Annotated in this window: 20 protein-coding genes; 8 read left to right on the top strand and 12 right to left on the bottom strand. The window is 64.6% G+C overall.

Annotation, left to right across the window (positions count from 1 at the left end):
- Nucleotide 1 precedes the first annotated feature (1 nt).
- From ACIOVF_RS06505 to cpaB, 5 genes are read right to left on the bottom strand one after another with little or no spacing between them, the layout of a single operon-like run.
- Nucleotides 2-883: a type II secretion system F family protein gene (locus ACIOVF_RS06505; protein WP_045197042.1), complete on the bottom strand. Its 882-nt coding sequence runs from the start codon at nt 881-883 to the stop codon at nt 2-4.
- A complete protein-coding gene (locus ACIOVF_RS06510; RefSeq protein WP_401288297.1) occupies nt 880-2,148 on the bottom strand; it encodes a CpaF family protein in 1,269 nt (422 codons plus the stop codon). The genes ACIOVF_RS06505 and ACIOVF_RS06510 overlap by 4 nt, the downstream gene beginning before the upstream one ends.
- A complete protein-coding gene (locus ACIOVF_RS06515; RefSeq protein ID WP_045197038.1) occupies nt 2,145-3,335 on the bottom strand; it encodes a pilus assembly protein in 1,191 nt (396 codons plus the stop codon). Before ACIOVF_RS06515 ends, ACIOVF_RS06510 begins: the two co-directional genes overlap by 4 nt.
- Nucleotides 3,332-4,585, bottom strand: a complete 1,254-nt coding sequence (locus ACIOVF_RS06520; RefSeq protein ID WP_401288300.1) for a type II and III secretion system protein family protein — start codon at nt 4,583-4,585, stop codon at nt 3,332-3,334. The genes ACIOVF_RS06515 and ACIOVF_RS06520 overlap by 4 nt, the downstream gene beginning before the upstream one ends.
- A gap of 20 nt (nt 4,586-4,605) precedes the next feature.
- Entirely contained in the window at nt 4,606-5,535 is a 930-nt protein-coding gene (cpaB, locus tag ACIOVF_RS06525) for a Flp pilus assembly protein CpaB (protein WP_401288303.1), read from the bottom strand.
- 319 nt (nt 5,536-5,854) lie between these two features.
- Between cpaB and ACIOVF_RS06530 the strand changes: the two genes are divergently transcribed.
- Nucleotides 5,855-6,070: a Flp family type IVb pilin gene (locus tag ACIOVF_RS06530; protein ID WP_045197032.1), complete on the top strand. Its 216-nt coding sequence runs from the start codon at nt 5,855-5,857 to the stop codon at nt 6,068-6,070.
- 61 nt (nt 6,071-6,131) lie between these two features.
- Nucleotides 6,132-6,539 (top strand): response regulator, encoded by a 408-nt coding sequence (locus ACIOVF_RS06535; RefSeq protein ID WP_045197030.1) that lies wholly within the window; start codon nt 6,132-6,134, stop codon nt 6,537-6,539.
- Between the two features lie 34 nt (nt 6,540-6,573).
- On the opposite strand, the gene ACIOVF_RS06540 is transcribed toward ACIOVF_RS06535, so the two are convergent.
- Both ACIOVF_RS06540 and pbpC read right to left on the bottom strand, forming a co-directional pair.
- Nucleotides 6,574-8,241 (bottom strand): ShlB/FhaC/HecB family hemolysin secretion/activation protein, encoded by a 1,668-nt coding sequence (locus tag ACIOVF_RS06540; RefSeq protein ID WP_093376498.1) that lies wholly within the window; start codon nt 8,239-8,241, stop codon nt 6,574-6,576.
- A gap of 98 nt (nt 8,242-8,339) precedes the next feature.
- Complete coding sequence (gene pbpC / locus ACIOVF_RS06545; RefSeq protein ID WP_401288307.1) at nt 8,340-10,694, bottom strand: peptidoglycan glycosyltransferase PbpC; 2,355 nt, start codon at nt 10,692-10,694, stop codon at nt 8,340-8,342.
- 104 nt (nt 10,695-10,798) lie between these two features.
- On the opposite strand from pbpC, the gene ACIOVF_RS06550 reads away from it, so the two are divergent.
- A complete protein-coding gene (locus ACIOVF_RS06550) occupies nt 10,799-11,092 on the top strand; it encodes a hypothetical protein (protein WP_038997361.1) in 294 nt (97 codons plus the stop codon).
- A gap of 50 nt (nt 11,093-11,142) precedes the next feature.
- On the opposite strand, the gene ACIOVF_RS06555 is transcribed toward ACIOVF_RS06550, so the two are convergent.
- Entirely contained in the window at nt 11,143-16,092 is a 4,950-nt protein-coding gene (locus ACIOVF_RS06555; RefSeq protein ID WP_401288310.1) for an alpha-2-macroglobulin family protein, read from the bottom strand.
- Between the two features lie 147 nt (nt 16,093-16,239).
- Between ACIOVF_RS06555 and ACIOVF_RS06560 the strand changes: the two genes are divergently transcribed.
- From ACIOVF_RS06560 to ACIOVF_RS06570, 3 genes are all read left to right on the top strand, one after another.
- Nucleotides 16,240-17,580, top strand: coding sequence for an MATE family efflux transporter (locus ACIOVF_RS06560; protein ID WP_401288313.1), 1,341 nt, complete (start codon nt 16,240-16,242; stop codon nt 17,578-17,580).
- A gap of 150 nt (nt 17,581-17,730) precedes the next feature.
- Nucleotides 17,731-18,117, top strand: coding sequence for a polymorphic toxin type 44 domain-containing protein (locus ACIOVF_RS06565; protein WP_401288316.1), 387 nt, complete (start codon nt 17,731-17,733; stop codon nt 18,115-18,117).
- Nucleotides 18,095-18,529, top strand: a complete 435-nt coding sequence (locus ACIOVF_RS06570; protein ID WP_401288319.1) for a hypothetical protein — start codon at nt 18,095-18,097, stop codon at nt 18,527-18,529. Before ACIOVF_RS06565 ends, ACIOVF_RS06570 begins: the two co-directional genes overlap by 23 nt.
- An 87-nt stretch (nt 18,530-18,616) precedes the next feature.
- Here the strand turns inward: ACIOVF_RS06570 and speA are convergent, their stop codons facing one another.
- The 4 genes from speA to ACIOVF_RS06590 all read right to left on the bottom strand — a co-directional run bounded on the left by speA (nt 18,617) and on the right by ACIOVF_RS06590 (nt 22,863).
- A complete protein-coding gene (gene speA, locus ACIOVF_RS06575; protein WP_045197019.1) occupies nt 18,617-20,530 on the bottom strand; it encodes an arginine decarboxylase in 1,914 nt (637 codons plus the stop codon).
- Between the two features lie 153 nt (nt 20,531-20,683).
- Complete coding sequence (locus ACIOVF_RS06580) at nt 20,684-21,055, bottom strand: translation initiation factor Sui1 (RefSeq protein WP_010221702.1); 372 nt, start codon at nt 21,053-21,055, stop codon at nt 20,684-20,686.
- A gap of 194 nt (nt 21,056-21,249) precedes the next feature.
- On the bottom strand, nt 21,250-21,786 hold the full coding sequence (locus tag ACIOVF_RS06585) for an NUDIX hydrolase (protein WP_401288322.1): 537 nt from the start codon (nt 21,784-21,786) through the stop codon (nt 21,250-21,252).
- A 3-nt stretch (nt 21,787-21,789) separates the two neighbouring features.
- Complete coding sequence (locus tag ACIOVF_RS06590) at nt 21,790-22,863, bottom strand: DUF2333 family protein (protein WP_401288325.1); 1,074 nt, start codon at nt 22,861-22,863, stop codon at nt 21,790-21,792.
- Nucleotides 22,864-23,146: 283 nt separating this feature from the next.
- Here ACIOVF_RS06590 and ACIOVF_RS06595 point away from each other — a divergent pair, with 283 nt between their 5' ends.
- Together ACIOVF_RS06595 and ACIOVF_RS06600 are read left to right on the top strand one after the other, a co-directional pair.
- On the top strand, nt 23,147-24,763 hold the full coding sequence (locus ACIOVF_RS06595; RefSeq protein WP_093376519.1) for a diguanylate cyclase: 1,617 nt from the start codon (nt 23,147-23,149) through the stop codon (nt 24,761-24,763).
- Nucleotides 24,764-26,053: 1,290 nt separating this feature from the next.
- Complete coding sequence (locus ACIOVF_RS06600) at nt 26,054-26,833, top strand: methyl-accepting chemotaxis protein (RefSeq protein ID WP_371128661.1); 780 nt, start codon at nt 26,054-26,056, stop codon at nt 26,831-26,833.
- Nucleotides 26,834-26,901: the final 68 nt, after the last annotated feature.

Consider the following 26,901-nt stretch of genomic DNA (forward strand, 5'->3'; position numbering starts at 1 on the left):
TTCAGATACTCCGCAACATGCGCCACAGCGCCAGGCAGCCCAAGGCCTGCAGGAGGAAGGCCCCGAGCAGGAGGAACTGGCCGTTGCTGTCGCGCCACATGGTCAGCAGATAGTTGGGATTGCTGATCAGGAAGTAACCGGCCATGCCCACCGGCAACAGGCCCAGGACCATAGCCGTCATGCGCGTTTCGCCGGTCATGGCGCGCAACTGCCGCGCGCCCTGCTCGCGTTCGCGAATCAGTTTGATCAGGTTCTCCAGCAGCTCGCTGGCGTTGCCGCCATAGCGATGGTTGATACGCAGGCCCAGGGCAAACAGGCGCAGTTCGTCCTGGTCATACAACTCGGCCAGCTCAGCCATGGCATCGTCGAGGCTGACGCCCATCTGCACATTGCGCCGCACCCGTTGCAAGGCGCCGTGCAACGGCTCGCGGGAAGCATCGATGGCACCGAGCACGGCATCGCTGAGGGTGCGCCCGGCCTTGAGGCTGCGCACGCTGTGATCGAGCAGCACCGGCAGTTGCTCGATCATCCGTTGCAGCCGCTGCCGATAGCGCCAGCCCAGGTACAACCAGGCCAGCAGCGGGCCGATCGGCAACAGGCCAAGGCCTGCCACCCAGCCCACGACCCGCCCGGTCAACAGCGCGGCCAGCAGCCAGAGGGCCAGCCAAAACCACAACAGCTCGTTACGCCGCTCGATACCGGCACGCTGCAGCAGGCGGTCCAGCCAGTCGTGCCCGACCGGCGCCAGCGCGGACGCTTCCTCGATCTGGCCGAGGCGCCGGAGGATGCGCTCCTGGGCAGACTTGCGCATGCCGCGGTAGAACAGGTGCACCGACAAGCCGAGCAAGGCCAGGCAAATCAGCCCGAGTATTGCCGCAATCACGGCTGCAGCTCCGAGTAATCGCGGCGCAGCTTGTCGCCGGCCGGGTTCGGCGCTTCGCGCAAAAAGCCTTCGCCCGTGCGCCGATCGAGCCGGAACAGGGTATTGGTGACGTACACGTCATCACGCACCCCGACCACCTCCAGCACCTCGCTGACGCAGCGGCGGCCATCGGCCAGGCGGGTCAGCTGGATGACCACATCCAGCGCCGCGCAGATCATCTGCCGCAGGGTTTTCTCGGCCACCTGGCGACCGGTCAGGCCGACCAGGGTTTCCAGGCGCAGCAAGGCATCCTGGGCAGTGTTGGCATGCACGGTACTCATCGAACCATCGTGGCCGGTGTTCATCGCCGTCAGCACATCGAGCACTTCGACGCCGCGAATCTCGCCGAGCAGAATACGGTCGGGGCGCATCCGCAAGGCGTTGCGAATCAACTCGCTGGCCTTGATCTCGCCATGCCCTTCGGCATTCGGCGGACGGGTTTCCAGGCGCACCACGTGCGGGTGATCGAGCTGCAGTTCGGCCACGTCCTCGATGGTCACCAGGCGTTCGTGGGGGCTGATCAACTGACTGAGGATGTTGAGCAGGGTGGTCTTGCCGGTGCCGGTACCGCCGCTGACCAGGATGTTGCAGCGCCGCGCCACCGCCAGCTGGATGAAGTCGAGCATGCCCTGGTCGATGGTGCGGGTGGCCAGCAGGTCGGCGCTCTTGAGCATGTCCTTGCGAAACTTGCGGATAGACAGGCACGGGCCGTCGAGCGCCACCGGCGGGATGATGGCGTTGACCCGGCTGCCATCGGGCATGCGCGCGTCGACCATCGGCGAGGACTCGTCCAGGCGCCGGCCCAGGGGCGCAAGAATCCGCTGCATGACCCGCTCGACATGATGGGCATCGATAAAACGCAGGTCGGTCTGTTGCAGCACCCCGGCCCGCTCGATGAACACCCGGTGCGGGCCGTTGACCAAAATCTCGGTGACGCTGGCATCGCGCAGCAGCACTTCCAGCGGGCCGAAACCGGTCAGCTCGTCGACGATTTCCTCGGCCAGGCGTTCCATCTCGTAGCGCGACAACGCCAGGTGCAGGCGGGCAATGTATTCGCCGACCTGCTCCACCACGAACTGCGCCAGGGCCGGGCGCGAACCTTCGAGCAGGTTGCGGCCGCTGTCCTCGATGGCGTCGATGATGTAACGGTGCAGGGCGCGTTTGAGCGCCTGTGGGTCGGCCCCCAGGTTATGCCGTGGGCCACCGAACAGCTCGTCGCCGCTCACTTGTGCCCCCACAGCCGATTGAGCCAGGTGGCGGCCACCGGCGGGTTGTTTTCCGAGCGCCGCGCCAGGCGTTCACCGAGGCTTTTCAGCTGTTGCGTAAGCGGCTCGCGCGGCGCCAGCTCGAACAGGGTCAGGCCCTGGTTCTTGGCGTTCAGGCGCACCTCCGGGCTATAGGGCAAGACCCGCAGAACCGGCAGGCCGTAGCGCTTGCCCAAGGCTTCGGAATCCGGCGCAACACCGCGCAGGTAGCGGTCGACCAACAGGCTTGCGTGTTCGAGCTTCATGCCCTTCTCGCGCCACTGGGTCAGCACTTCGAGGTTGCGCCGGCAATCGAGGACGTTCTGGTCGGTGTACCAGATCAGCTTGTCGCAGTGGCTGACGAAGGTGCGCAGGGCTTCGCTGTCAGCCTGGCCGGTGAGGTTCACGACGATGTGCTGGAAGTGCTGGCGCAAGGCGCTGAGCAGCATGTACAGCTCTGCCGCGCTGGTGCGCTCCAGCGGCTCGTCGGTCTCGGCATAAGCCAGCAGGCGCAGGCCTGAGCTTTCGCGGGTGAAGGCACTGTCGATCAGGGTGTTGTCGAGCCGGCGCAGGTGGCGCAGGGCATCGCCGAAATGAAACGAGGCTTCCAGGCCGAGCAGCGCCAGGCTGTCACCCCGCGGCAGGCCAAGGTCGAGTAGCAGGGTCTGCTGGCCGCTGGTCTGCACCACCCGCGCCATGTGCGTGGTCAGCAAGGCGCCGTCGGCGGCGCACTGGGCCCCATAGAGCACGGTCAGCCCGCCCAGGCTGGGGTTGCTGGTCACTGGCGGCAGGCGTTTGCTCAAGCGCCGCACCAAGCCTGCGACTTCACTGGAACGCGAGCCGTAGGCGACAAAATCCCGCGCCCCGGCACGCATGGCGTTGAGCACCAGTTGATTGTCCATGCCATCGCCGAGGGCGACGATCGCCAGCATCGGCTTGGCTTCCAGCACGCCCTCGATCAGCGCGCACTGGTTGACCACCTGCTCGCGGTCGAGGCCGACGAACACCAGGCTGGCGAAAGTGACATCGACCAGCGCCAGCAACTCGTCAAGGCTGCCGCTGCCGGCACCGACCACCTGCCCCAGCGGCGCCAGTGCGCCCTGCAACCATTGCAGGTCGCCATCGTTGCGGGTGATGGCGAGGAAGGTCTGGCTCAGGCTTTCACTCATTGGGATAACCCGCTGCGACGTTCAAAGTCGCCGTTTTCCAGAAAGAACAGCCGGCCCCAGCTCGGGTCGTAGTTACGCAGGCCCTCACCCGGCAGCGACGGTAACTGGGCATCGGCCGCCAGCGGCTGGACCAGGTGCGGGGTCACGATCATCAGCAGTTCGGTCTCGTCGCGCTGCACCGAGGACTGGCGAAACAGCGCGCCAATGATCGGCAGGTTGCCAAGGCCTGGAAACTTGTCGACGGTCGAGCGCGACTGGCTGCTGATCAAGCCACTGATGACGAAGCTCTCGCCATCGGCCAGGGAGATGCTGGTATCGGTACGCCTGACGGTCAGGCCGGGCACCTGGGTACCGGCGATATTCACCGCCTTGTTGTAGTCCAGTTCGCTGACTTCCGGCGCCACTTTCAGCAGGATGCGATTGCGGCTGACCACGGTGGGCGACAGGGTCAGGCGGATACCGAACTCCTTGTATTCGATCGAGACACTGTCGCTGCCGCTGCTGGGCACCGGGATGGGGATCTCGCCGCCGGCCAGAAAGCTTGCGGTCAGGCCGCTGAGCACCACCAGGCTGGGGCGCGCCAGGGTGTAGGCGAAGCCACTGGTTTCCAGGGCGTTGATCGCGGCCAGAAAGCGACTGCTGCCGCCACCCCAGATGATGTTGAACACGCCGTTGTCCAGGGGGATGTTCGGCATTCCAGGCAAGGTGGGCACCTGGCCCGGGCTCACGGAGGTGTTCGGCACAGTGCTGGGCGCGCCAATCAGGGTGTTGTTGGAGCCCTTGAAGAACAGCCTTGCGCCGGCCTCCTTGTACTTGGTGCGGTTGACTTCGACAAAGCGGATGTCAGCCTGCACCTGGCTGGGCAGCAGCGGATCTTCGGAGGGCGGCAGCGCGCTGGCGGCCATCTCGCTACTGGCAACCCCTTTGACGAACACCATGGCCTGGCGCGGCGCTTTGGCGCAGGCAGTCCACAGCATCAGGCTGGTGGCGCCGGGGCCGACCGCCGTCAGCAGCACCGCGTCAGTGCCACTGGCATGTACGTCGGCAATCTTCGGCTCGCCAATCGCCGCGCGGGTGATTGCCACCGGCAGGCGCACCTCCTGCTGCAGGCCCTGATCGATCTCGATGACGCCCGGCACCTGCTCCAGCGCCGCGCAGCCGGACGCCGCCATCGCCGTTGGGGCGAGCGGCACGGCGCACAACAGGGCGCAGAGCATCTGCTTGATTACCCGCTCGGAACGACTGCTCATTGAAGGGCATCCTTGCTTGGTCAGGGGGTTGGCGTGTTGGCTTGATTACCGCGGATGATTTCCATGCCGCGTGGCGGCGCTGCGCTGGCCACAGGTCGGGCGGCCGGTACCTGGGCGAGCTGGCTGAAGCGATAGAGTTCACGGTTGGCGTTGTCGACGGCCTTGGCGCTGGCATGCGGGTCAGTCCAGTACTGGGCCAGGCGCTTCTCCTCGGCGCTGCGTACCGCCAGGCGCAGACTGCCGGCCTGAGCGGCCAGCAGCAGGCGGCTGGCCAATGCCTCGGGGACCGCCAGCACCACAGTGCGCACCGGGTTGCGCTGTTGTTCCTGACGGGCCTTGTCATCCATGGGCGCCTCGGCAGGCTGGCCATCGTTGGCCAGGCCCAACTGCGCACCGACACTGAGCAGGCGCAAGGCCGGCAACACTACCTGGGCCGAGGCTTGCGGGTTGCTGTTGTCTTCACGCAGGAACACCAGCACATCGACATAGTCACCCGGGCGCAGTTGCCCGGCGGCGCCGACCACTTCGTCCACCGCCACCGCCAGCGCCCGCTCACTGGGGTGAATCATCCGTGCCAGCGGGCCACCGGCCTCGAAGCTGCCCTGCTCCAGCCAGGTGCCGGCGCTCAAGGCGCGCCAACTGCTGCGCCCGAGCACTTGTTCAAGGGTCTGGAAACTACCCGGCGGCGCCACCTGCAGGCGTTCGATCAGCAGGTCTTCGGCCACCAGCGGGGTATAGGCACTGACATCGCGACGCAGCACGACAACCGGCTTGCGCAGTTCGTCTGTTGCTTCAGTGACCACCCGGGTCACCGGAGCCTGCGCGGGTTCGACGGCGGCTGCCGGCGCCGGCTCGCTTGGCGGCTGGCTGAACATCAGCCCCCAGTAGCCGGCCAGCAGCGCACCGATCAAAAAGAGGCCTGCAAGGATGATGGTAATGCGACTGCTCATGCTGGCCCTCCTTCTCCCCAAGCTGTCCTTCAGGCTCACTTTTGTGAAATGGCCCACAGCACTGCAGTCGGAAACAACTATTTCGCTATTTGACGGTAGCGCAGCTAGGACAAAATGCCATTACCCGTCAGATTTTTTTCCGTCGCAAAGCCGACACCCCCATAAAACAACAGCTTATTGGCGTCGGTATTTGGTTATAACTTTAGTATTAATACCTTCTTACATTTGCCGAGATTTGGCCCGTTGACGATGCTGTGGTGGCAAAGGGGAATCACTGAATACCCCTGCCATCTGCGCCTCCGGCGCAAGGAGAAATGCCATGCGTCTTTCCCGAGTCCTCAAGAGCTGCAAAGAATTCTTCTACCGCAAGGATGGTGCCTCGGGCATCGAGTACGCGATTGTCGCGGCCATGGTTGCTGTAGCGCTGACAGCGTTCATTACGCCCATTTCTACCAATGTGTCTGGGGTCATGACCAAGATTGAAAACGCGCTAAAAGCGCCGCCTGCTTCGGGCGGTGGCAGTGGTGGTAGCTGACGAGTGGCTTCATCGGTTCACGCCAATGCACTGATCAACTCCCCCATCACAGGACCGCCCCATGCCGACCTCTTCCCCCCGTCAACAGCTACTCCTGGTGGATGACGAAGAGGACGCCTTGCTGGAACTTGCCGAATTGCTGGAGGGCGAGGGTTTTTGCTGCTACACCGCCACCTCGGTGAAACTCGCCCTGCAACAACTCACCCGCCACCCGGACGTGGCCCTGGTCATCACCGACCTGCGCATGCCGGAGGAGAGCGGCATATCACTGATCAGGCGCCTGCGCGAGCACACCTCGCGCCAGCACTTGCCGGTGATCGTCACCTCCGGGCATGCCGACATGGACGACATCAGCGACCTGCTGCGTCTGCAGGTGCTGGACCTGTTCCGCAAGCCGATCTACCACAACCGCCTGCTGGAAACCCTCGACAACCTGTTCCCCAAACCGCGGATGCAACTGGTGCAATGAACCTGCGGGGGCTACGGCCCCTGTAGGAGCCGGTTCACAGCTGCACGCTGAAACTCACACTCAGCCGTGGCTCGCGGTCAAAGCTGTCGAGGGCAACATCCGACAGCGGCTTGGCCAGCTCCAGTGCCAGGTTGTAGAAACGCCCGTCACCGATGCGCAGCCCCAAAGCCACTGAACTCAAGTGTGCATCGCGCAGGTCCACCTCGTTGAACCAGGTGCGCGCGGTGTCAAGTACGGCATAAGGTTGCAGCAACTTCACCCAGCGGCCATCGCCGTTGAAACTGTAATTGAGCTCATAGGCCAGGCCCCAGCCCTTGTCGCCCAGGGCCTGGTCGGCGGGGTAACCGCGGGCAAAGCTCTGCCCGCCGAACACCACCCGCTCGCTGTCGGGCAGGCTGTCGCGGCTCCAGTACAAGGCCGCCGACGCCACCCCCTGCCAATTGCCGAACAGGCGATCGCTCTGCAAACCGGACAGGCGCAGGCGGAGGAAATCCAGGTCGAAATCGCTGTTGCTTTTCGCCCCCAGGTAATCCAGGCCCTGATAGGCGCCACCACTGACAATCCGCAGTTGGTCGGCATCGGCCTTGCGCCACTCGCCTTCAAAGCCCAGGGCACGCACATCGGTGCGATTGCTCAGCCGCAAGGGCGCGTCGACCGCGCGATACTCAACATCGTCATTGACCATGTAGAAACGCGCAGCAACGTTGAGCGACTCACCGGGCGCGGCCAGCAGCACCTGGCTGAGGCCCGCCGAAAAGCGGTCGTTCTCGCGATGGGCCTTGAGCTGGGTGCCATCGCCGAGCAGCACCTGGGCACTGGGGTCGCTGTCGTAACGCGAGGCCGACAGGTGCAGCTGGCTGCCCTGATCGTCCAGGTACTGGGAGTAGTCCAGGCGAAAATAGCTTTCGTGATCTTCCCCGCGCGGCGCCAGAGCGGTGACGCTGAACTGTTCGGCCAGCGCCGTCTGCGCGTTGCTGCTCACGCTGAGCAAGGCCTGGGGGTCATCGCGGGTACCATCAGTGACGGTCAGGTTGCCGCTGAACGGCCGGCGCCTGGCCTCGACGATCAGCCGGCTGGTACCACTGACAGGGTTGGCAGGCGCAAGGCTTGCCTGCACGCTGAAGCCGGGCAGGCGGCTCATCAGCGCGACGTAGCGCTCGAAGGTGGCGCGGGTCAGCGGCCGTTCGGCCTTGAGCCGGCCCACCAGTTGCTCAACGTAGGCCGCCGCCGGGCCCACCTCGCCGTGCAGCTCGAGTTCATCGATGTAGCCTTCGACCAGCACCACCCGCACCCGGCCATCGGCGAAGTCCTGCTCGGGCAAGTAGGCATGCGACAACAGGTAGCCGTCCTGCTGGTAGCGCTGGGTCAGGCGCTGGGTGGCGTCGATCAGCTCGCCGAGGCTGACCTCGCGGCCGGCCAGGCTCTGGTAGTTGTCGCGCAGGTCACTCAACGGATAGATGCTGCCGCCTTCGAAGCGCACTTTGCGCAGGAAGATCCGCGTGTCGCGCAGCAACGGCCGGGCCTGGGTTACCGGCACCGGCACCAGCACTCCCGGGTTGCTTGGCCGGTAGGCATCGGCCGGCAGATTGGGGGCCGGCAGGTTGCGTTCGATTTCGTGGCTGTCGAGAAAACGCGGCAGGGGTTCGCTGCTGGCAACGCTCACCCAGGACAACCCCACTATCGCGACGGCCAACGCACGCATCGGACACTCCATGATCCCGAACAGTACAAGGCCGCCAGGGCGGCGGCCTCGTCAATCCAAGCGTAGGTGCTGGCCCTGTCATCGTCTAATAGAGAGCGTCAGTCATTGACCTGGAATTCGACCCGGGCGGTTTCGCCGCTTTCATCCAGGGCGCTCAGCTCGAAACGCCCGGCCTGCTCGAAGCTTGCCGTGAGGTTCTCCTGACCGCTGGTTTCGCCCAGCGGCGCACCGTTGAGGAACCACCAGTGGCGTCCGTTACCGCCAAGGGCCGAGACCTTGAAACGCAACGGTTCGCTGCTGGTGGCCGGGCGGCGCAACTGATCGCCCTGGCGCACACCGACAATCGACAGCGGCGGCGCACTGGCCGGCACCTGCGGCGGGCATTGCGGGTCGACCTTGGGCAAGCGCGCCTCGCGGCGTTCCACCCTTGGCAGCCACGGTTCAAGTGGCGACGGCCAGAGGGCGACTTCCCGGGCCTGGGCGCCGGCGCAGGTGGCGTCGACACGCAAGCCCTGATCGTTGACCCAGACCGTCTCGCGCAAGCCGACACTCAAGGGCTGGTCCTGGGCCAGCAGGGTTGGCGGCGTGGTACCGTCCAGGGTCCAGGCAAAACGCTGGCGCCGGCAATTGGGGTCCTGGCGGGCCATGGGTTGGCCGAGCGGCCAGCAGATCGCCGCAACCCCGACGTTGGCCGGCACCGCCGCCACGGGTGTAGCGATGCCGCGCTGGCTGTCGCGGTTGCTCAGCACATCATGCACCTGCAGCATCAACGGCGCCGCCGAGGCCAGGCCGAACTGGCCGGGCACCGGCGTGCCATCCGGGCGGCCGATCCAGATCCCGATCAGGTAACGCGGGCCAACGCCAATCGACCAGGCATCGCGAAAGCCATAGCTGGTGCCGGTCTTCCACGCCAGTTGCGGGCGCTGCACTAGCTCTGCGTGAGGGTCGCGGTCCGGGCGCGCCTGGCCGCTGAGAATCCGCCGGATAATCCAGGCACTGCCGGGCGACAGCAGGCGTCGCTCAAGCAGCGGGTCATTGGGTTGCAAGCGGATCGGCGCACTCAGGCCATCGCGGGCAAACGCGGCGTAGCCGCCCACCAGGTCTTCCAGCCGGCTACCGGCGCCGCCGAGAATCAGCGACAGGTTAGGCTCGGCCAGCGGCGGCAAGATCAATGGCACGCCGCCACTGCGCATCTGCGCGGCAAAGCGTTTCGGCCCGTAGGCTTCGAGCAGTTGCACCGCCGGCAGGTTCAACGACAGGGCCAGGGCGGAACTGGCCGCCACCGGCCCGCTGAAGCCCATGGAGAAGTTGCCCGGGCGGTAGTCGCCGTAGCGGCGCGGCACGTCCTGCAGCAAGGATTCGGAATGGATCAGGCCATCGTCCATGGCCATGCCATAGAGGAACGGCTTGAGGGTCGAGCCGGGGGAACGCAGGGCGCTGATCATGTCGACGTGGCCAAAACGGCGCTCGTCATTCAGGTCCACCGACCCCAGGTAGGCGCGCACCGCCATGTTCTGCGCCTCGACCACCAGAATCGCCGCCGAGGTCCGCTCGGGCAGGCGCGCACGCCAGCCCAGCAGCAGGTCTTCCAGGCGCCGTTGCAACGAGGCATCGAGGGTGGTGCGAATCAACGGAGGGCTATGCGGGCGGTTCAGCCGTCGCGCCAATAATGGCGCCAGCGCCGGCTCCTGACGTGGTGCCAGCAACAGCGGTTCCTCTTCTGCTTCGGCGACCCGTTGCTGCGGCCACACCTGGTACTCGGCCAGGCGCTGCAAGACCTTGTCCCGCGCCGCCTGGGCGCGCTCCGGGTGCCGATCCGGGCGCAGGCGGCTGGGCGCCTGGGGCAACACCGCGAGCAAGGCCGCCTCTGAAGGCGTCAGGTGCATCGGCGACTTGCCAAGATAGGCCCAGCTGGCCGCGGCGACACCCTGCAAGGTGCCGCCGAACGGCGCACGGTTGAGGTAGATCTCGAGGATCTGCGCCTTTGACAGGTGCCATTCCAGTTGCGCGGTACGCCACAGCTGGCGCAGCTTGCCAGGCAGCGTGCGCGAGTGTGGGTCGAGCAGGCGCGCGACCTGCATCGACAGGGTGCTACCACCAGACAGCACCCGGCCACCGCGCAGGTTCTGCCAGGCCGCGCGGCCCAGGGCCAGCGGGTTGACCCCGGGGTGATGGTAGAACCAGCGGTCCTCGTAGGTCAGCAACGCCTCCAGGTAATAAGGCGAAACCTGCTCGGCAGTGACCGGGTAGCGCCACACCCCGTCGGCATCGGCAAAGCGCCACAGCGGCATGCCGTCTTCGGCCAGGACTACCCGGGCGAGGTCATCGGCCGGCATCGGCAACGGCCAGATGCGGTCGGCAAGCCATAGCAAGGCAATCAGCAGCAAGGGGATGGCGAACAGCAAGCCCAGGGGTTTGCCGATGACGCCACGCAGGCGAGCTAAGATGTGCATCAGGCCCTCCTGGCGTAGCAGCTACGCAGGGAACCGACCCGGCCCTGGCATGGCCAAAGGCTTGGCAACGGCGCATTCGCCGAATTGATCATCAGGAAGCAACTATGCATGTAGAAGGTTTTTTCGAGTGGCTCGGCCAGGCGCTGGGGGCGGTGATCCGGTTTATCGTCGACGGCCTGAGCGGGTTGTTCAACCTGCTGGCCAACGCCGGTGGCAATTTCATCGAGGGCCTGTCACGCACCCTGGGCATGGACACTTCGCTGGTCAGCATCCTCGCCCTGATCATCGGCCTGATGTTGCTGTACTCGGCGATCCGCGCCTTCATGCGCGCCTCGATCATACTCGGCATCATCTGGCTGGTGCTGGGTTTGTGGGTGCTGAGCTGGATCATTCACTGACTAAATAGAAGGTGTGGGAGCGGATGAGCCCGCTCCCACAACGCCCTGTGTCAGCGGCCTTTAACCACCAACTCGGCAGGCGATTCGCCCACCGCGTTGTAGTTCGGCCGGTACATCGACTCGACCTGCGGCGGCGGTACCTTGTAGGTCCCCGGGGTGACCGCGCGGGCCAGGTACAGCAGGTGGGTGGTGGAGTACTGGTCGATACTCAGCGCCGCCACGTAGCGGTCATCACGAAACTCCTGATGCACGACCGCGGCGTTCTGCATCGACTCGCGCCATTGCTTCACTGCACTGCTGGCGTTCTCAAGGCTTGCCGCGCTTTGCGCCAGGTTCTGGTTTTCCAGCTCCAGGCCCGCCGGTAGCAGGTCGACCACCAGGGCATCCGGCACCTGGGTATTGGCCGTCACCGCCAGGTGCACCAGCACCAGGTCACCGCTCTTGAGCGCCTTGATGTCCAGGGCCTGGCCATTCATGCCGAGGAACTCGCGGCGGATGGTCATGCCGCTGCCGCGGGCAACCGGGGCCTGGCGCGGATAACCGGACAGGGTCAGTTGCTGGAACAGCGTCTCGCTGCCTTCGTTCTGGATGGTCAGCGGCGAGGCCAGCAGCGGGCCTTCGAGTTTCATCCCCGATTGCTCGTTGTTGAATTCGCGCACTTCACCGGCGCTGTCCAGGCGTGCCGACCAGTTGCCTTCAGGCTTGCGCAGCAGGCCACGACCGGCAAGGTACAGCGCGTTGCGCTCCTGGGTCGACAGCCAGCGGTTACCCGCCATCTGGTCGGAAAGCTCGAACAGCCGTGCGTCGAGCTTGTCGCTGGCCAGGTTGTTTTCGGTCAGCAGCGACAGGATCAGCGCCTGGTCACGCACCGGGCTGCCGTAGTCGGCCAGCCAGCTGTTCTCGCTACGGGTGACCGCCAGGCCAGCCTGCAGCGCCTGTTGCGCACGCGGCTTGTCGCCCATCTTGTCGAGGGCGATGGCCAGTTGTACCAGCGGCAAGCCGGAACGCGCATCGCTGCGCCGCTCGAACAGGCTGCGCAGGGCGCCCAGCGGCGCTTGCTGGGTACGCGCCAGCACCAGGGCAGCATAGGACTGCACGGCAAAGCGGCTGTGCTCGGCGTTCTGGCTGTAGCTGATCTCGATCAGGTTGCGCTCCTGCAGGTAGCGCAGCAGGCGCTCGCTGGCTTTTTTCAGGGCCTCGGGCGGCACGGCATAACCTTGCTCGCGTGCACGCAGGAGGAAGTCGGTGACATAGGCGGTCAGCCAGTATTCTTCCTCGTCGTCAGCGCTCCACAGGCCAAAGCTGCCGTTGTAGCGCTGCATGCCCAGCAGGTGCTCGATGCCCATCTCGATCTTGCGCTTGCGCACGTCCGCCGGCTCACCCTTGATGCCCAGGCGCTTGAGCGTCGCGGCATCGGCGTACAGCGACGGGTACAGGCCACTGGTGGTCTGTTCCAGGCAGCCGTACGGGTAGGCTTCGAGGGCGCGGATCTGCTCGGCCAGGTTCAGCGGCGGGCGGCTCGACAGCGCCAGTGAGGCCTCAAGACCCACCGGCTCGAACAGCGCCAGGTCAGCTTCCGGCAGGGTCCAGGGCTGGTCTTTGAGAGCGACGCGATAGTGCTGCAGCATTGCCGGGTAGGCCGGGCGAATGCCCAGGGTCCAGTCGCGGCTGAAGGCCGTGGCCGACTCGCCTGGCAGTTGCAGCCCTTGCACCTCGACCTTGACCTTGCCCTGGCCCAGGCCACCGCTGGCCTGCACCGGCACCAGCAGGGTGACGCGCTTGCCTTCGGTGAGGCTCAGGGTTTGTTCGGCGGCGCCGAGCAGATTCAGCTGGCCTTCGGTGCTCAGGCGCACGGTCAGGTTCTGTGCCTTGCCCGACAGGTTGGAGAGGTCCAGGGCCAGGGTCGTGCGGTCGCCGCCGGCGAGGAAGCGCGGCGCCGAAAGCTCGGCAATCAACGGCGCGGCGACCACGGTCTTGCCTTCGGCCATGCCGTAGCGCTCGTCGGTCCAGGCCTGGGCCATCAGCCGCAGCTCACCGTTGAAGTCAGGGATATCGACCGTCGCTTCACCTTCGCCCTTGTCATTGAGGGTTACCGGGGCGCTTTGCTTGGCAACGATGGTCACCGTGGTGTTCGGGCGCTTGCCGCCCTTGGCCATGGCCGCGTCACCACCGAAGGCCAGGCTGGCCAGACGGCCCTGCCCGGCTTCGATCAACTGGCCATAGATATCCAGTTGGTCAGCACCATAGGCCTTGCGGCCAAACATGCCGGTGAACGGGTCGGGGGTTTCGAACTCGGTGATGTTGAGGATGCCCACGTCCACCGCTGCCAGCAGTACATGCACCTGTTTGGGCACGCTGCCGTCGGCGTTGCGCGCTTGCACCTTGACGGTCAGCGGCTGCTTGGGACGCATTTTTTCCGGGGCATTGAGGGTTACCGCCAGCTTGCGCTCGTGGCGATCCAGCGGCAGGTGCAGCACACCCACGGCACGTTTCGGCGTGGCATTGACCTTGCGCTCGCCCGGGCGAATCACCAGGGCGCTGACATACAGGTCATGGCGCGCCCACTTCGGATCGAGCTTGACGGCAAAGCTCTTGCCTTCGGCCGGTACATCGATTTCTTCCCACCACAGCGGGCCTTCGCTGGACTCGACCATCAAGTAGCCGGTGCCTGCGGCAGGCGGAGTGACGGTGATATTGGCGGTAGCGCCATCGGCATACGACGGTTTGTCCAGGGCCAGTTTGACCTGGTCCGGACGTACGGCGCCGCCGTCGGCGTTGTCCTGGGCACGGTAGCCGGCCCAGAAACGCCCGCTCGACACCAGGCCGGTCTGCGGGTCTTCGACCTCGACGCGGTACGGGCCCCAATCAACCAGGAAGTTGACCCGGGCGGTGGAGCCGGCCTTGACGTTGACCGTCTCTTCGCTCTGGATGAGGAATTTCTCGTTGTAGTTGTAGCTCCAGCCGTCGCTCTGCGAGTAGTTCCAGTAGTAGTCGCGGCGCTCGCGGATCAGGCGCACCTTGAGGTTGTTGACCGCCAGCTTGTTGCCTTGCGGATCGGCCACCAGCACTTCGAACTCCACCGGGCCTTCGCCATCGGTTTCTTCACCCTCGAACAGACCGCGCAAGCCAGGCAGGCGCCCGGCCGGCCAGATCGGTTGCTCAAGGCGGCGGGTGATCGGCCGGCCACCGGACTCCTGCAGGCTGGCCTGCACGGTCAGTTGCAGCGGCGAACGGGCTTCGGACCATTTGCTTTCGATGTTCAGGGTGGTCTTGCCGTTGCTGTCCAGGTTGACTTCGTCCAGCTCCAGGTCCTGGCTCAGTTCCTCTTCAGTGATCGAACCGAACTGATAGCCCGGCAGTGCCGGCACCGCTTCACGCAGCGGGCGCACATAGGCCTGGCCGCTCAGGCGATTGCCCGAAGCCGGGGCGCCGTACAGGTAGCGACCGTTGACCTTGATCTGCGCAGTCTGGTCCGGGCTCAGCGGCTTGTCGCTGCCCTTGAGTTCCAGGGCCAGACGCTCGGGCAGGAAATCTTCGACAAGGAACTCGAACACCTGCTTCTTGCCGCCGCCGAGGTCGAACAGCAACTGCCAGCGCCCGGTCGGCGCTTCATCGGCCAGTTGCAGCTGATACTGATAGAAGCCATTGGCATCGGCTTCCCAGACGAACTTGCGGCTGATCTGCTCATCCGGACGGCGCACTTCCACGGTCACCGGTTGCGGCTTGAGCGGGCGGCCATCCTGGTCACGCAACAGGCCGTTGAGCAGCACGGTTTCACCCGGGCGATAAAGGTCGCGCGGGCCGAACACGAAGAACTGCAGCGGGTTGGCCTGGGGGCCGGTGATGTCGAATTCGGCCAGGTCCAGGGCAGCGCTATTGAGGCGCAGCATGGTGGTGTGCACGCCCTGATGGGCCAGCAGGGTTTCGGCCTTGGGTGGCGTCGGCAACTGGGCATGGCCGTCGCTGCCGGTCTTGGCCTGGGCCAGCACGCGGCCTTCGCCGTCGAGCAGTTCCAGCTCGACACCGCTCAGCGCCTTGCCGCCTTCCAGGCCTTGGGTGAAGACATCCAGGCGGTTCTGGTAACGGTGCGCCGAGACGCCGATGTCACTGAGGGTGAACAGCGTCGCCGGTTGCGTGTAGTCGTAGGTTCCGGAGGCGCGCATTACCGCCAGGTACACGCCTGGCTCTTGCAGCGGCTTGATGCCGGCAATCGGCAGCAGCACGGTTTCGCGGGTGTTCTTCGCCGGGTTGAGGTCGAAGCGGCCGCTGTAAACCAGCTCGGTCATGTCCAGGATTTCTTTGGACGTGTAGTAGTACAGGCTGCTGTTGCGGCCCCAGGTGGCGAGGAACGGCGACAGTTTGTCCGACTTGATGCGGAAGAACTCGACATCGACCTTGTTGACGTTCAAGGCGATCACCGGCAGGCCTTCGGCCAGTCGCGTCGGCAGCAGCGAGCCACGGCTGGCGAAGCCGATGGTCGATTGCATGTCGCGGGTTTCCAGGCGGCTGATCGACTCGGCGGGCAGGCGCTTGCCATTGACCGCGAGCAGCCCGGCGTCGATGGTCAGCACCAGCTTGCGCTGGGGCTCCAGGTGGCGCAGGCGCAGCTCCATCTTGTTGGCAGAAAGCTCCCAGGCGCCGTCGACCTTGCCTTTGACGGTATCGACCAGGTGCACCTTGTCAGCGAAGTTCTGCTGGTCATCCAGCGGCACCGAGAAGGTCAGGGCCAGGGCGCTGGCGCCATCGACCTGCACTTCCGAGACATCCACCACGCTCAGCTCGCGACCGGCATAACGCTTGGCCAGGGTCGCGGCATCGTCCTTGGCCGCAGCGGGCTTGGTCGCGTCTGCGGGTGCAGCCGGAGCGGCCGGGGCCGGGGCTGCGGGTTGGTCCTGGGTCTGCGCAGGCGGGGCCGCGGGGGCCGGTTTGTCCGGGGCAGACGAATCGCAGGCACTGAGCAAGGCCAGCGCGCAGGCCAGCAACAATCCTTTGTTGAGCATGGGAGTAGTAACTCTCGGGCAGCGGAATCTTAGGGGTGCACTATATATCAACCGCGCCGCAACAGTGATGCGGCGAGCGGATGTGAGACCGCCTTCGCACGATTTGGTGCCCGCAGCGGCTACAATGCCGGCTTGCCAGGAGCTTTCATGTCCCGTTTGCTGACCGACTGGCGCGACCGCCCGACCCATATCAAGGTCTGGGCGCTGGCCGCGCCGATGATACTTTCGAACATTTCCGTACCGCTGGTGGCCCTGGTCGACAGCGCCGTGATTGGCCACCTGCCCCATGCTCATCAGCTCGGTGCGGTGGCGGTGGGCGCCAGCCTGTACACCTTCCTGGCCTGGGTGATGGGCTTTCTGCGCATGGGCTCGACCGGTTTCGCCGCCCAGGCGACGGGTCGTGCCGACGGCGCAGCACTGCGCCAGGTGTTGCTCCAGGGCCTGTTGCTGGCGCTGTTTTTCGCCCTGCTGCTGGGTGTTCTGGCCCTGCCGTTCAGCCACCTGGCGCTGCAACTTATGCAGCCCTCGGCAGCGCTGGAGCAGTTGACCCACGACTTCTTCCAGACCCGCCTGCTTGGCCTGCCGGCGGCGCTGGCCAGCTTCGCCCTGGTCGGCTGGTTCCTCGGCACCCAGAACGCCAGGGCGCCGCTGGCGATCCTGCTGACCACCAACCTGCTCAACATCGCCCTCAACCTGTGGTTCGTGCTCGGCCTGGACTGGGGCGTGATCGGTTCGGCGCGGGCCTCGGTGATTGCCGAATGGAGCGCCGCCCTGCTCGGCCTGGCCCTGACCCGCCCGGCCCTGCGCGCTTACCCCGGGCAGATCGCCTGGGCACTGCTGGCACGCTGGCAGAGCTGGCGGCCGCTGCTGAGCGTCAACCGCGACATCTTCATCCGCAGCCTGGCGCTGCAAGCGGTGTTCTTCCTGATTACCGTGCAAGGCGCACGCCTGGGTGAAGCGACCGTGGCAGCCAATGCCTTGCTGCTCAATGGCCTGCTGCTCACCGCCTACGCCCTTGATGGCCTGGCCCATGCGGTCGAAGCGCTGTGCGGGCACGCCATCGGCGCTGGCGATCGCCAGGCGCTGCGCCGCTCACTGACCGTCGCCTGCGGCTGGTCGCTGCTGGCCAGCAGCGGCTTTGCCGTGTTGTTTTTGCTCGGTGGGCATCTGTTCATCAACATGCAGACCGACATCGCCAACGTGCGCGAAACCGCCTACCAGTACTTGCCGTACCTGGCCTTGCTGCCGTTGATCGCGGTGTGGAGCTATCTGCTCGATGGCTTGTTCATCGGCGCCACGCGGGCGCGGGAGATGCGCAACGGCATGCTGCTCAGCGTGCTCATTGCCCTGCCGGTCGCCTATGTCGCTCGCGACCTGGGCAACCACGGCCTGTGGCTGGGTTTTCTGCTGTTCATGGCCTTGCGCGGGGTGACACTGGGGGTGATGGGCTGGCGGTTGCAGCGGCGGGATGGGTGGTTTGTGCGCTAAATGATGGCGCGGATTTACATCAGCGCCCTCAGTGGCGTGCGAAGAAATGTCACAACTTGGGTTTGACCGGCAAAAGTCCAATTCCTGACACTGGGTGACCCATGGAGGGGCAATCAGTTGTATCAGTCTAACTTTTGCAGGAAGCTCTTTATGTATCCTCCTCCGGCACCTGGTGGCGCGTCCATATATTCAAATATGCAAACGGCCAGCCTCGAGCGAAATTTCTTCAAGAATGGCGGCACTGGTTTTCTTTTTTCCTGGTTCTATTCGAAGGTCAGAAATCGAGGCGAGTGGGACTACAAACAGCATGGTCGCCAATACGAAGCTTTCGGCAACTTCAACTACGGCGCATGTGGAACTGCGGCAGGGATCTCACCTAACGTCTTGTTGAGAGCTGCCGGTTGGGCGCAAAGCCGAGCGGGCACCAGTGACTCAGGCTTTGGAAAGTGGTGGGGAGACGTCCCGTTTGGCGACGACCCTCAAGATCAGGAATGGATCAAGGCCGGCATCGAATATGCGAAATCTTTCGGCTACTAAATGGCTGGTGGGCATTCTCACTGTTATCGCGGTACTGCAATTCACCTGGATATTCATGAGCGGTGCGCCTCAGCCACATCTGAGTGCGGTGGTGAATACCCTACCCGTTGGAACACACAGTGCGGTCTATGAAGTACTAAGTGATTGCGGCGGCGCCACCGTTGGCCACACCTACCTTTATTACGTTGCAGAACGACAACCCGACGACAAAGCAGTGCTCAACAACCTGCAAGATCAGACGCCGTTTCTCGTCTCCCGCCAATCGGGGGCGATTGTCGCTGTAGACGGGCGGCGGATCAGGGCACGGACACAAACGACGGTGTACCGATTCTCCAGCATCGCCATTCTCAGGGAGAACGATCAGGCTATTCCGTTGATCATCGAGCTGACAGCCACAAGTCCTGAGGACTAAAGATGTGAGGCATGAGCTGGCTGGAAGTAGTTGAAAGCATCGCGGGTCGACGCGCAGCCAGCGACTGCACGCGACCCGCACCACTGATCAGCTCGACAGGTACGACGAACGGGTCAGGCCCAGACGCAGGGCGTCGAGGAACTGGGTCTTCTCACGGGCGGTGATCTTGGCGCTGGCGCACTTGTCGCGGTAGTGAGTCATCAACTCCTCCGGCGACAGGTGCACGTAGCGCAGCATGTCTTCGATGGTGTCATGGGTCTCGATACCGGCGTGGTACACGCTGCCGTTCGGGTTCTGGTAGATGTTCACCGAGTCGGTATCACCGAACAGGTTGTGCATGTCACCGAGGATTTCCTGGTAGGCACCGACCAGGAAGATACCCAGCAGGTAGTCTTCACCTTCGTTGATCGCGTGCACCGGCAGGCTGGTCTCGATGCTCTGCTCGTCGACGTACTGGTTGATCTTGCCGTCCGAGTCGCAGGTCAGGTCTTGCAGCACGGCGCGGCGCAGCGGCTCTTCGTCGAGGCGATGCAGCGGCAGGATCGGCAGGACCTGGCCAATGGCCCAGGTGTCCGGCAGGCTCTGGAACACCGAGAAGTTGCAGATGTACTTGTCGGCCAGCTTGTCGTTGAGTTCGTCGAGCACCTGGCGGTGCGAGCGTTGGCGGGCCTTGAGCGAGTTGTGCAGGCGCCGGCAGACCGCAAAGTAGCACTGCTCGGCCAGGGCTTTCTCGGCCAGGGTGATCTTGCCGTCGGCATACTGGGCGGCCACATCGCTCATGTAGTGAGTGGCGCGCCAGTAGGTTTCGGTGACCATCTCGATATCGGTCGGGCCGAGCAGGTCGGCCAGCCACTGCACGGTCTCGGGCAGGCTTTCCTTGTTCTCGATCAGCGGCACTTCGTCGTTGTGCTTCTCGACGTCGGTCACCTGCACCACCAGCACGGCGTGGTGCGCGGTCAGCGAGCGGCCGCTCTCCGAGAAGATATGCGGATGCGGCAAGCCCTGAGCATCGCAGAACTCCTTGAGCATGCCGACCACGACACCGGCGTAGTCATCCATGTCGTAGTTGATCGAACTGGCGTTGCGCGAGTGGGTGCCGTCGTAGTCCACACCCAGGCCGCCGCCGACGTCGATGTGATCGACCGGCAGGCCCAGCGCGCGCAGCTCGCCGTAGTAACGGATGGCTTCCTTGAAACCGTGCTGGTAGTCGGCCAGGTTGGCGATCTGCGAGCCCATGTGAAAGTGCAGCAGGCGGATGCCCTGGTCCAGGCCGGCATCGCGAAAACGCTGCACCACCGAGATCAGTTGCGCCGCCGACAGGCCGAACTTGGACTTCTCGCCACCGGTATCGGCCCACTTGCTCGAGGCCAGCGACGACAGGCGAACGCGCAGGCCAACTTGCGGCTTGACCTTGAGCTCGGCGGCTTCTTCGATCACCAGGGCCACTTCCGACTCTTTCTCGATGACGATAAAGACGTTGTGGCCGAGTTTCTGGCCCATCAGTGCCAGGCGGATGAACTCGCGGTCCTTGTAACCGTTGCAGACGATGGTGCCGCCTTTCGGTGCCAGCGCCAGCACGGCCAGCAGCTCAGGCTTGGAGCCGGCTTCAAGGCCAATGGAAACGTTTTGGGTGGCGATGATGTTTTCCACCACCGCTTCTTGCTGGTTGACCTTGATCGGGTACAGCGCGGTGTACTGGCTCTGGTATTCCAGGCGCGCGATGTTGGCGTCAAAAGCGCCAGTCAGCTGGCGCACGCGGTCCTGGAGGATGTCCGGGAAACGTACCAGCAGCGGCAGCGACAGGCCGCTCTTGCGCAGTTCGTCGACCTGTTCGAACAGGTCGATCGGCGCGCTGCCAGGCCCGTTCGGGCGGACTTCGACGCGCCCGGCCTCGTTGATTGCGAAGTAGCCGGCCCCCCAATGGCGAATGCCGTAAACACTGCGGCTGTCCGCAACTGTCCATTGGCTGCCATCGTCTTTGCGTGTGCGTCGTACGGACATTGAAGTCCCCTATATAGAAAGTCGAAAAACACCGGCCTGCATGGGGCGGGCGCAGTGTAAAACCTGAAAGTGACGATTATCCGTGTTCAGGGATAGACCCTTCCTACGGGAACGAGTTTAGAAAGCGAATTGCAAAAAATCGCGATGCAGTCTTCAGCCGCCGGACTTTTTCGCTTTGAAGCCCTGTTTGATCAGTTCGGCCAGCAGCAGCTCGACATGATCGCCCTGGATTTCGATGACCCCGTCTTTCAACGCGCCGCCGGTTCCGCAGCGGCGCTTGAGCGTGCTGGCCAGATCCTTGAGCTGTTCCAGGGGCAGCGGCACGCCGCTGATGGTCGTCACCGTCTTGCCGCCACGGCCCTTGCTTTCGCGACGCACGCGAGCAATGCCATCGCCTTCGGGGATGAGCGTCTGTTTGCAGATGCAGGCATCTATGGGTTTGCTGCAGTCCGGGCAATGCCGGCCTGCATCAGTGGAGAACACCAGGCCACCGAGGGCGGCGAATGATGCGGCTTTCTTGGCCACTTTTGATCCTCTACGGTGAGGATAAAAACTGGTCGACGCCCCTGGCGGGGTACCGACCGCGAAGCCCCACTCTGGCAGGGGCAGCGCAACTGCCGCATGAAGCGTGCGGCAGCCTTTAAAGGCCGCGCAGTGTAACGATAAAAGTCGCGAATGCTAAGTACAAAACTGCGCCATTTTGCATGTGTTTAGCGACGTCAGGCTCGACGGTCGAGGTAGCGCCGCAAGGCAGCCAGTGAATCGGGGCAATATGGCTGTTGCTGGCTGTCGGCCAGGGCCTGCTCGACGGCGATGAAGCGTGCCTCGCTGACCTCTTCGGGCTGCAGGCGCAAAGGCCCGTCCCAGACCGCCGAGAACACCGCGCACCAGAGCCGGTTGCCGGTCTGGTCGAAGAAAAAACATTCATGCGCGGTGAGTTCGACCCCACCGACCCCCAGCTCTTCTTGCAGTTCGCGGGCCGCCGATTCGGCATAGCCCTCACCGGCCTGGACCATGCCACCAGCGGCGACATCCCAGTACCCGGGGTAAATCGCCTTGCTCTGGGTGCGCCGGTGTACGCACAGCTGGCCAGCGGAATTAAACAAGAGGATGTAGGTGCCGCGGCCAATCAGCCCGCGCTCGCGCAGCTCGGAGCGGGCCACGGCGCCGAGCAGGCGGTCGCTTTCGTCGACCCAGGCAATCAGTTCGCGGTCGGAGGCGGCGCGGTGCGCTGCCTCCTGCTCGGAGATCGACACCGATCAGCCCTGAGTCAGCAGTTGACGCAGGTCGATGACGGCAGCGTTGGCCCGCGAAATGTAGTTGGCCATGACCAGCGAGTGGTTGGCCCACATGCCAAAGCCGCTGCCATTGAGCACCATCGGGCTCCACAGCGGCTCCTGCGAGGCTTCCAGCTCACGGATGATCTGCCGTACGCTGACCGTGGCGTTCTTCTTCGCCAGCACATCGGCGAAGTCGACCTCAATGGCGCGCAGCAGGTGCGACAGCGCCCAGGCCTGGCCGCGGGCTTCGTAGAACACGTTGTCGATCTGCAGCCACGGGGTTTCGACCACTTCTTCGTCAAGCTGCGGCACCTGGCCCGGCAGCACCGACTCGGTCTTCAGGGTGCTGTTGAGCTTGACCCGGCCGACACTTGCCGACAGGCGCTGCGACAGCGAACCCAGGCGGGTGGCGACGTCGCCCAGCCAGTTGTTGAGGTTGTCGGCGCGGGTGTAGAACAGCGCGCCCTGCTGATCCGGCGAGGCCAGGCGGTTCTGGTAACGGGTCAGCGAGTTGATGCCTTCCTGGAACTCCGATTCGCTCGACGGCAGGATCCAGCTCTTGTTGTCGAAGTTGAAGCGCGGCTCGGCCTTGGCCAGGTCAGCGTCTTCGGTGGACTGCGACTGCGAGCGGGCAAAGTCCTTGCGCAGGGCGCGGCTCAGGTCACGCACCTGGACCAGCACGCCGTACTCCCAGCTGGGCATGTTGTCCATCCACAGGCCAGGCGGGAAACGGTCGTTGGAAATATAGCCGCCGGGCTTGTTGAGCAGGGTGCCGGCCACGGTCTTGAGGGTTTCGATGGTGGTGTAGCCGACGACCATCTGCTTGCCGGTTTTCTCGGCGGCCGCCTGGGCGTTCTGCTGCACCGGGAACAGGTCGGGCTCGGCGCTCCAGTACCAGCCCAGGCCCACGCACACCAGCAGGTACAGGCCGATCAGCGAGCCCAGGGCGCGGCTGAAGAACAACCCGCCAAAATAACTGCGGGTGGCAGCGGTGCGCGGTTCGACCCGCTCACGCGTCTCGGCTTTGCCTGTACGGTTTTTCCAGTCCAGCATGGCGTTGTCCTTTCAGTCACGTCGGTTCAAGGGGTTCGACCGCAACCCCCGGGCTTCGTGCCAGCGCGATGGGCTTTTAATGCCGCGCGCCACCTGCCGGGGTCGGCAAGTATCGCTGCACTATAAATCAAGCACGGCGCTTCGCATAAGCGACTATTGGGTCAGCAAATGAATAAACGGACTTGTACAGTTAATTGATACAAGGCACTCGATTGCCGGGAAAGTGGTGCTAGCATAGAGCCATCACTCGAACTCAGCCTCACCCCTTATAAGTAGTCAGGACATGACCGAGCCAGAAGACCCCAATCGTGAGCGCCTCAAGCAACACTTTGCCCAGCGGGTCATTCATCAGGCCCGGCAAATCCTCGAGATCTGGCAGCGCCTGCAGCGCAGCGAGTGGTCGACTGGCGACCTGGGTGAGCTGTGCGAAGCCAACCTGCGCCTGCAACGCTATGCCGAGCGCTTCGAGCAGCCCGAGCACAGCCAGCTGGCCGAGGCCATCGGCCATGCCCTGGAGGCGGTCGAAGCCAACAGCGCGCGCCTGAGCAGCCAGCTGATCAGCGACCTCAACCGGCTGATGCAACGTTTGTCGCGCACCGGCCTGCGCCAGGGCGACCAACTTGAGCAAGTGCCGCTGCCGCCGCTGCGCAAGCCGGTGTACATCATGCTCCAGGACCACGACCGCGCCGAGCGTCTGGCCCAGCAACTGGAATTCTTCGGCCTCGGTGTACAGGCCTTGTACAGCGCCGCCGCGTTCCAGGCGACCATGAGCGAACGGCTGCCCTCGGCAATCGTCATGGACGTCGACTTCACCGGCCCCGGTGTCGGCCTGCAACTGGCCGCCCAGGCCCAGCAGGGCCTGGAGCAGCGGGTGCCGTTGCTGTTCTTCAGCCTGCACGAAACCGACACGCCGACGCGCCTGGCCGCCGTGCGCGCCGGTGGCCAGGAGTTCCTTACCGGCACCCTGGAAGCCTCGAGCCTGCTGGAAAAGGTCGAGCTGCTGACCAGCGTCACCCAGTACGAACCGTTCAAGGTGCTGATCATCGACGACTCGCGGGCCCAGGCCCTGCACACCGAGCGCCTGCTCAACAGCGCCGGGATCGTCACCCGCACCCTGATCGACCCGATCCAGACCATGGCCGAGCTTGCCGACTTCCAGCCCGACCTGATCATCCTCGACATGTACATGCCGGCCTGCACCGGCACCGAGCTTGCCAAGGTGATCCGCCACAACGACCGTTATGTCAGCGTGCCGATCATCTACCTGTCGGCCGAGGACGATCTGGACAAACAGCTCGACGCCATGAGCGAGGGCGGTGATGACTTTTTGACCAAGCCGATCCGCTCGCGGCACCTGATCACCACCGTGCGCAACCGCGCCGCCCGGGCGCGCAACCTCAAGGCGCGGATGGTGCGCGACAGCCTCACCGGGCTGTACAACCACACCCATATCCTGCAATTGCTCGAAGACTGCAGCTTCCGTGCGCGCCGCGAAGCGCAGCCACTGAGCTTCGCCATGCTCGACATCGACCACTTCAAGAAGGTCAACGACAGCCACGGCCACCCCATGGGCGACCGGGTGATCAAGAGCCTGGCGCTGTTCCTCAAGCAGCGCCTGCGCAAGACCGACTTCATTGGCCGCTACGGCGGTGAAGAATTTGCCATCGTCATGCCCAACACCGACCTGGGCTCGGCGCACAAGGTGCTCGACGAAATTCGCCGGCGCTTTGCCGAGATCCATTACCCGGCCCAGCCGCGCGACTTGTCCTGCACCTTCAGTGCCGGCGTGGTGCAACTGAGCGAAGGCCTGGACGCCCTGAGCATGGCCACCTCCGCCGACGAGGCGCTGTACCGCGCCAAGGGTGCCGGGCGCAACTGCGTGCAACGGGTCGAAGCATAAAGGCAAAGTGCCAGTTTTTTTCACCGAACCGCCCGCTCCGTCATAACCCGGTCATAAAAACGCAATAACTTCAGGCGCTTACCATTCGGCCGTTGGTAGACACCGGACATGCGCCTGAAGCTGCTCACCAATTTCAATACCCTGTTGCTGGTTACCGTGTGCATCGCCCTGGGCGCGACCCTGTGGTGGTCGCAGCGCGCCCTGGAGCGCCCCTATTTATTAATGGAGCGCTATCTGTCGCTGTCGCAGCAATTCCAGAACCAGGCGGCGCGCAATATCCAGGACTACCTGAGCAGCGGCGACGCCCTGCGCCATGCCACGGCGCTGCAGACCACCGCCGCCCTGCAGGGTGAACTGGAGCAACTGCCGGCAGAGCTTGCCGAGCGCCTGCGCCCGAGCCTGGACAACCTGCAGCGCTTCACCGCCAACGAGTTGCTGGGCGCCGGCAAGCTGGCCGGCGACCCGCAGGCCCTGTTGCTGCAGGCCGAACGCGAACTGGGTGCGAGCCTCGAGCAACTGGCCAACTATGCCCAGAGCAGCACCAGCAGCGATGCCGGGCGCTATTCGCCGCTGCTGTTCAACGCCTCCCTGCACCTGTCGCGGCTATCCCTGGCGCGGGACAAAATGGTCAGCAGCGGCCGCAGCGAACTGGCCGATGAAGTCGAGCGCGAACTTGCGCAGATCGCCGCCCAGGCGCAGTTACTCGAACAATTGCCGCTGCTGGGGGTGACCGCCAGTAGCGCTTCGAGCGCCGACGACTTTGCCGCGCTGATGGGCCTGGAGACCCAGGCCAGCACAGCGACCGAAGACACCGGGGTGGCGCTCAAACGCGAACTCAACAGCCTGATCAAGCGCTACCCCGGCGAGCTGCAGCGCACCCGCGAGCAGATCCAGCAACGCAGCGCCCTGGCCAGCAGCACCTTCGAGCGCATCGGCGCCGTGCAGCAGGCCATCGCCGAGCTCGAACCCAGTGTGCGTAGCCAGCATGCCGCCATCCAGGGCGAAGTGCGGGTGATCCAGGGCCTGATGATCGGTTTGATCCTGCTGATCGCACTGCTTATCGACACCCTGCAGCGGCGCCTGGCGCGGGTGCTGACCAACCTCGCGCCGGCACTCTCGCGCTGGGCCGAGGGCGACTTCAGCCAGGCCATTGCCCTGGGCCGCAGCAACCGTGAAATGCATGATATCCAGGACTCGCTGAACCGCCTGCGGGTCTACCTGGTCGAGCTGGTCGGCACCATCCGCCACAACGCCGAGCAGGTCGCTGGCAGCAGCCACGCCCTGGCCGGCATGAGCAGCGCCCTGCACGACGGCGCCGAACGCCAGGCCGGCGACACCGCGCAAATCCGTGATGCCCTCGGCGAGCTGGAGGCGACCATCCTCCAGGTCGCCGGCGACGCCAGCCAGGCGGCCGACGCCAGCCACGACGCCGGGCGTGCGGTCGAGCAAGGCCAGGCAGTGATAGGCCAGAGCCTGACCGGGCTGCGGGCGCTGGTCGACGAAGTACAGGGCAACGCGCAGATGATCGAACAACTGGCCGAGGAATCGGCGACCATCGGCGGCGTGCTGACGGTGATCCGCTCGATTGCCGAACAGACCAACCTGCTGGCCCTCAATGCCGCGATCGAAGCGGCGCGGGCCGGGGAAATGGGCCGTGGCTTTGCCGTGGTTGCCGAAGAAGTACGCTCCCTGGCCCTGCGCACTACCGGCGCTACCGGTGAGATCCAGACCTTGATCGGGCGCCTGCAGCAGGCGGCCCGCGAATCGGTTGAAGGCATGCGCGCGCAGCTCGAACATGCCGAGGCCACCGCTGACCAGGCCCAGGCGGCGGATGGCGCGCTGGATGAAATTGTCGCGGCAATCCAGACCATCTCGGCCACAGCGGTACGGATTGCCGATGTCACCGCCCAGCAGAGCGGCGCGGTGAGCGAGATTCGTGACCACAGCGAGCGGATTCATGGCTTGGGTGAAGACAACTTGCAACGTATTGGTGAAGGGCGTGAGCAGGGTGAGCAGTTGCTTCGCCTGGGTGGCGAGTTGAATACGGCGGTGCGGGCCTTTCGCCTGTGAGGATGTGTCGCGGCGATCCGACTTGACCCGCGATGAAGGCAACAGGGCTGCAAAGTCCGTTATCATGC

Origin of the sequence: Pseudomonas sp. NPDC087612 (genome assembly GCF_044743505.1) — a bacterium.
Classification (GTDB): Bacteria; Pseudomonadota; Gammaproteobacteria; order Pseudomonadales; family Pseudomonadaceae; genus Aquipseudomonas.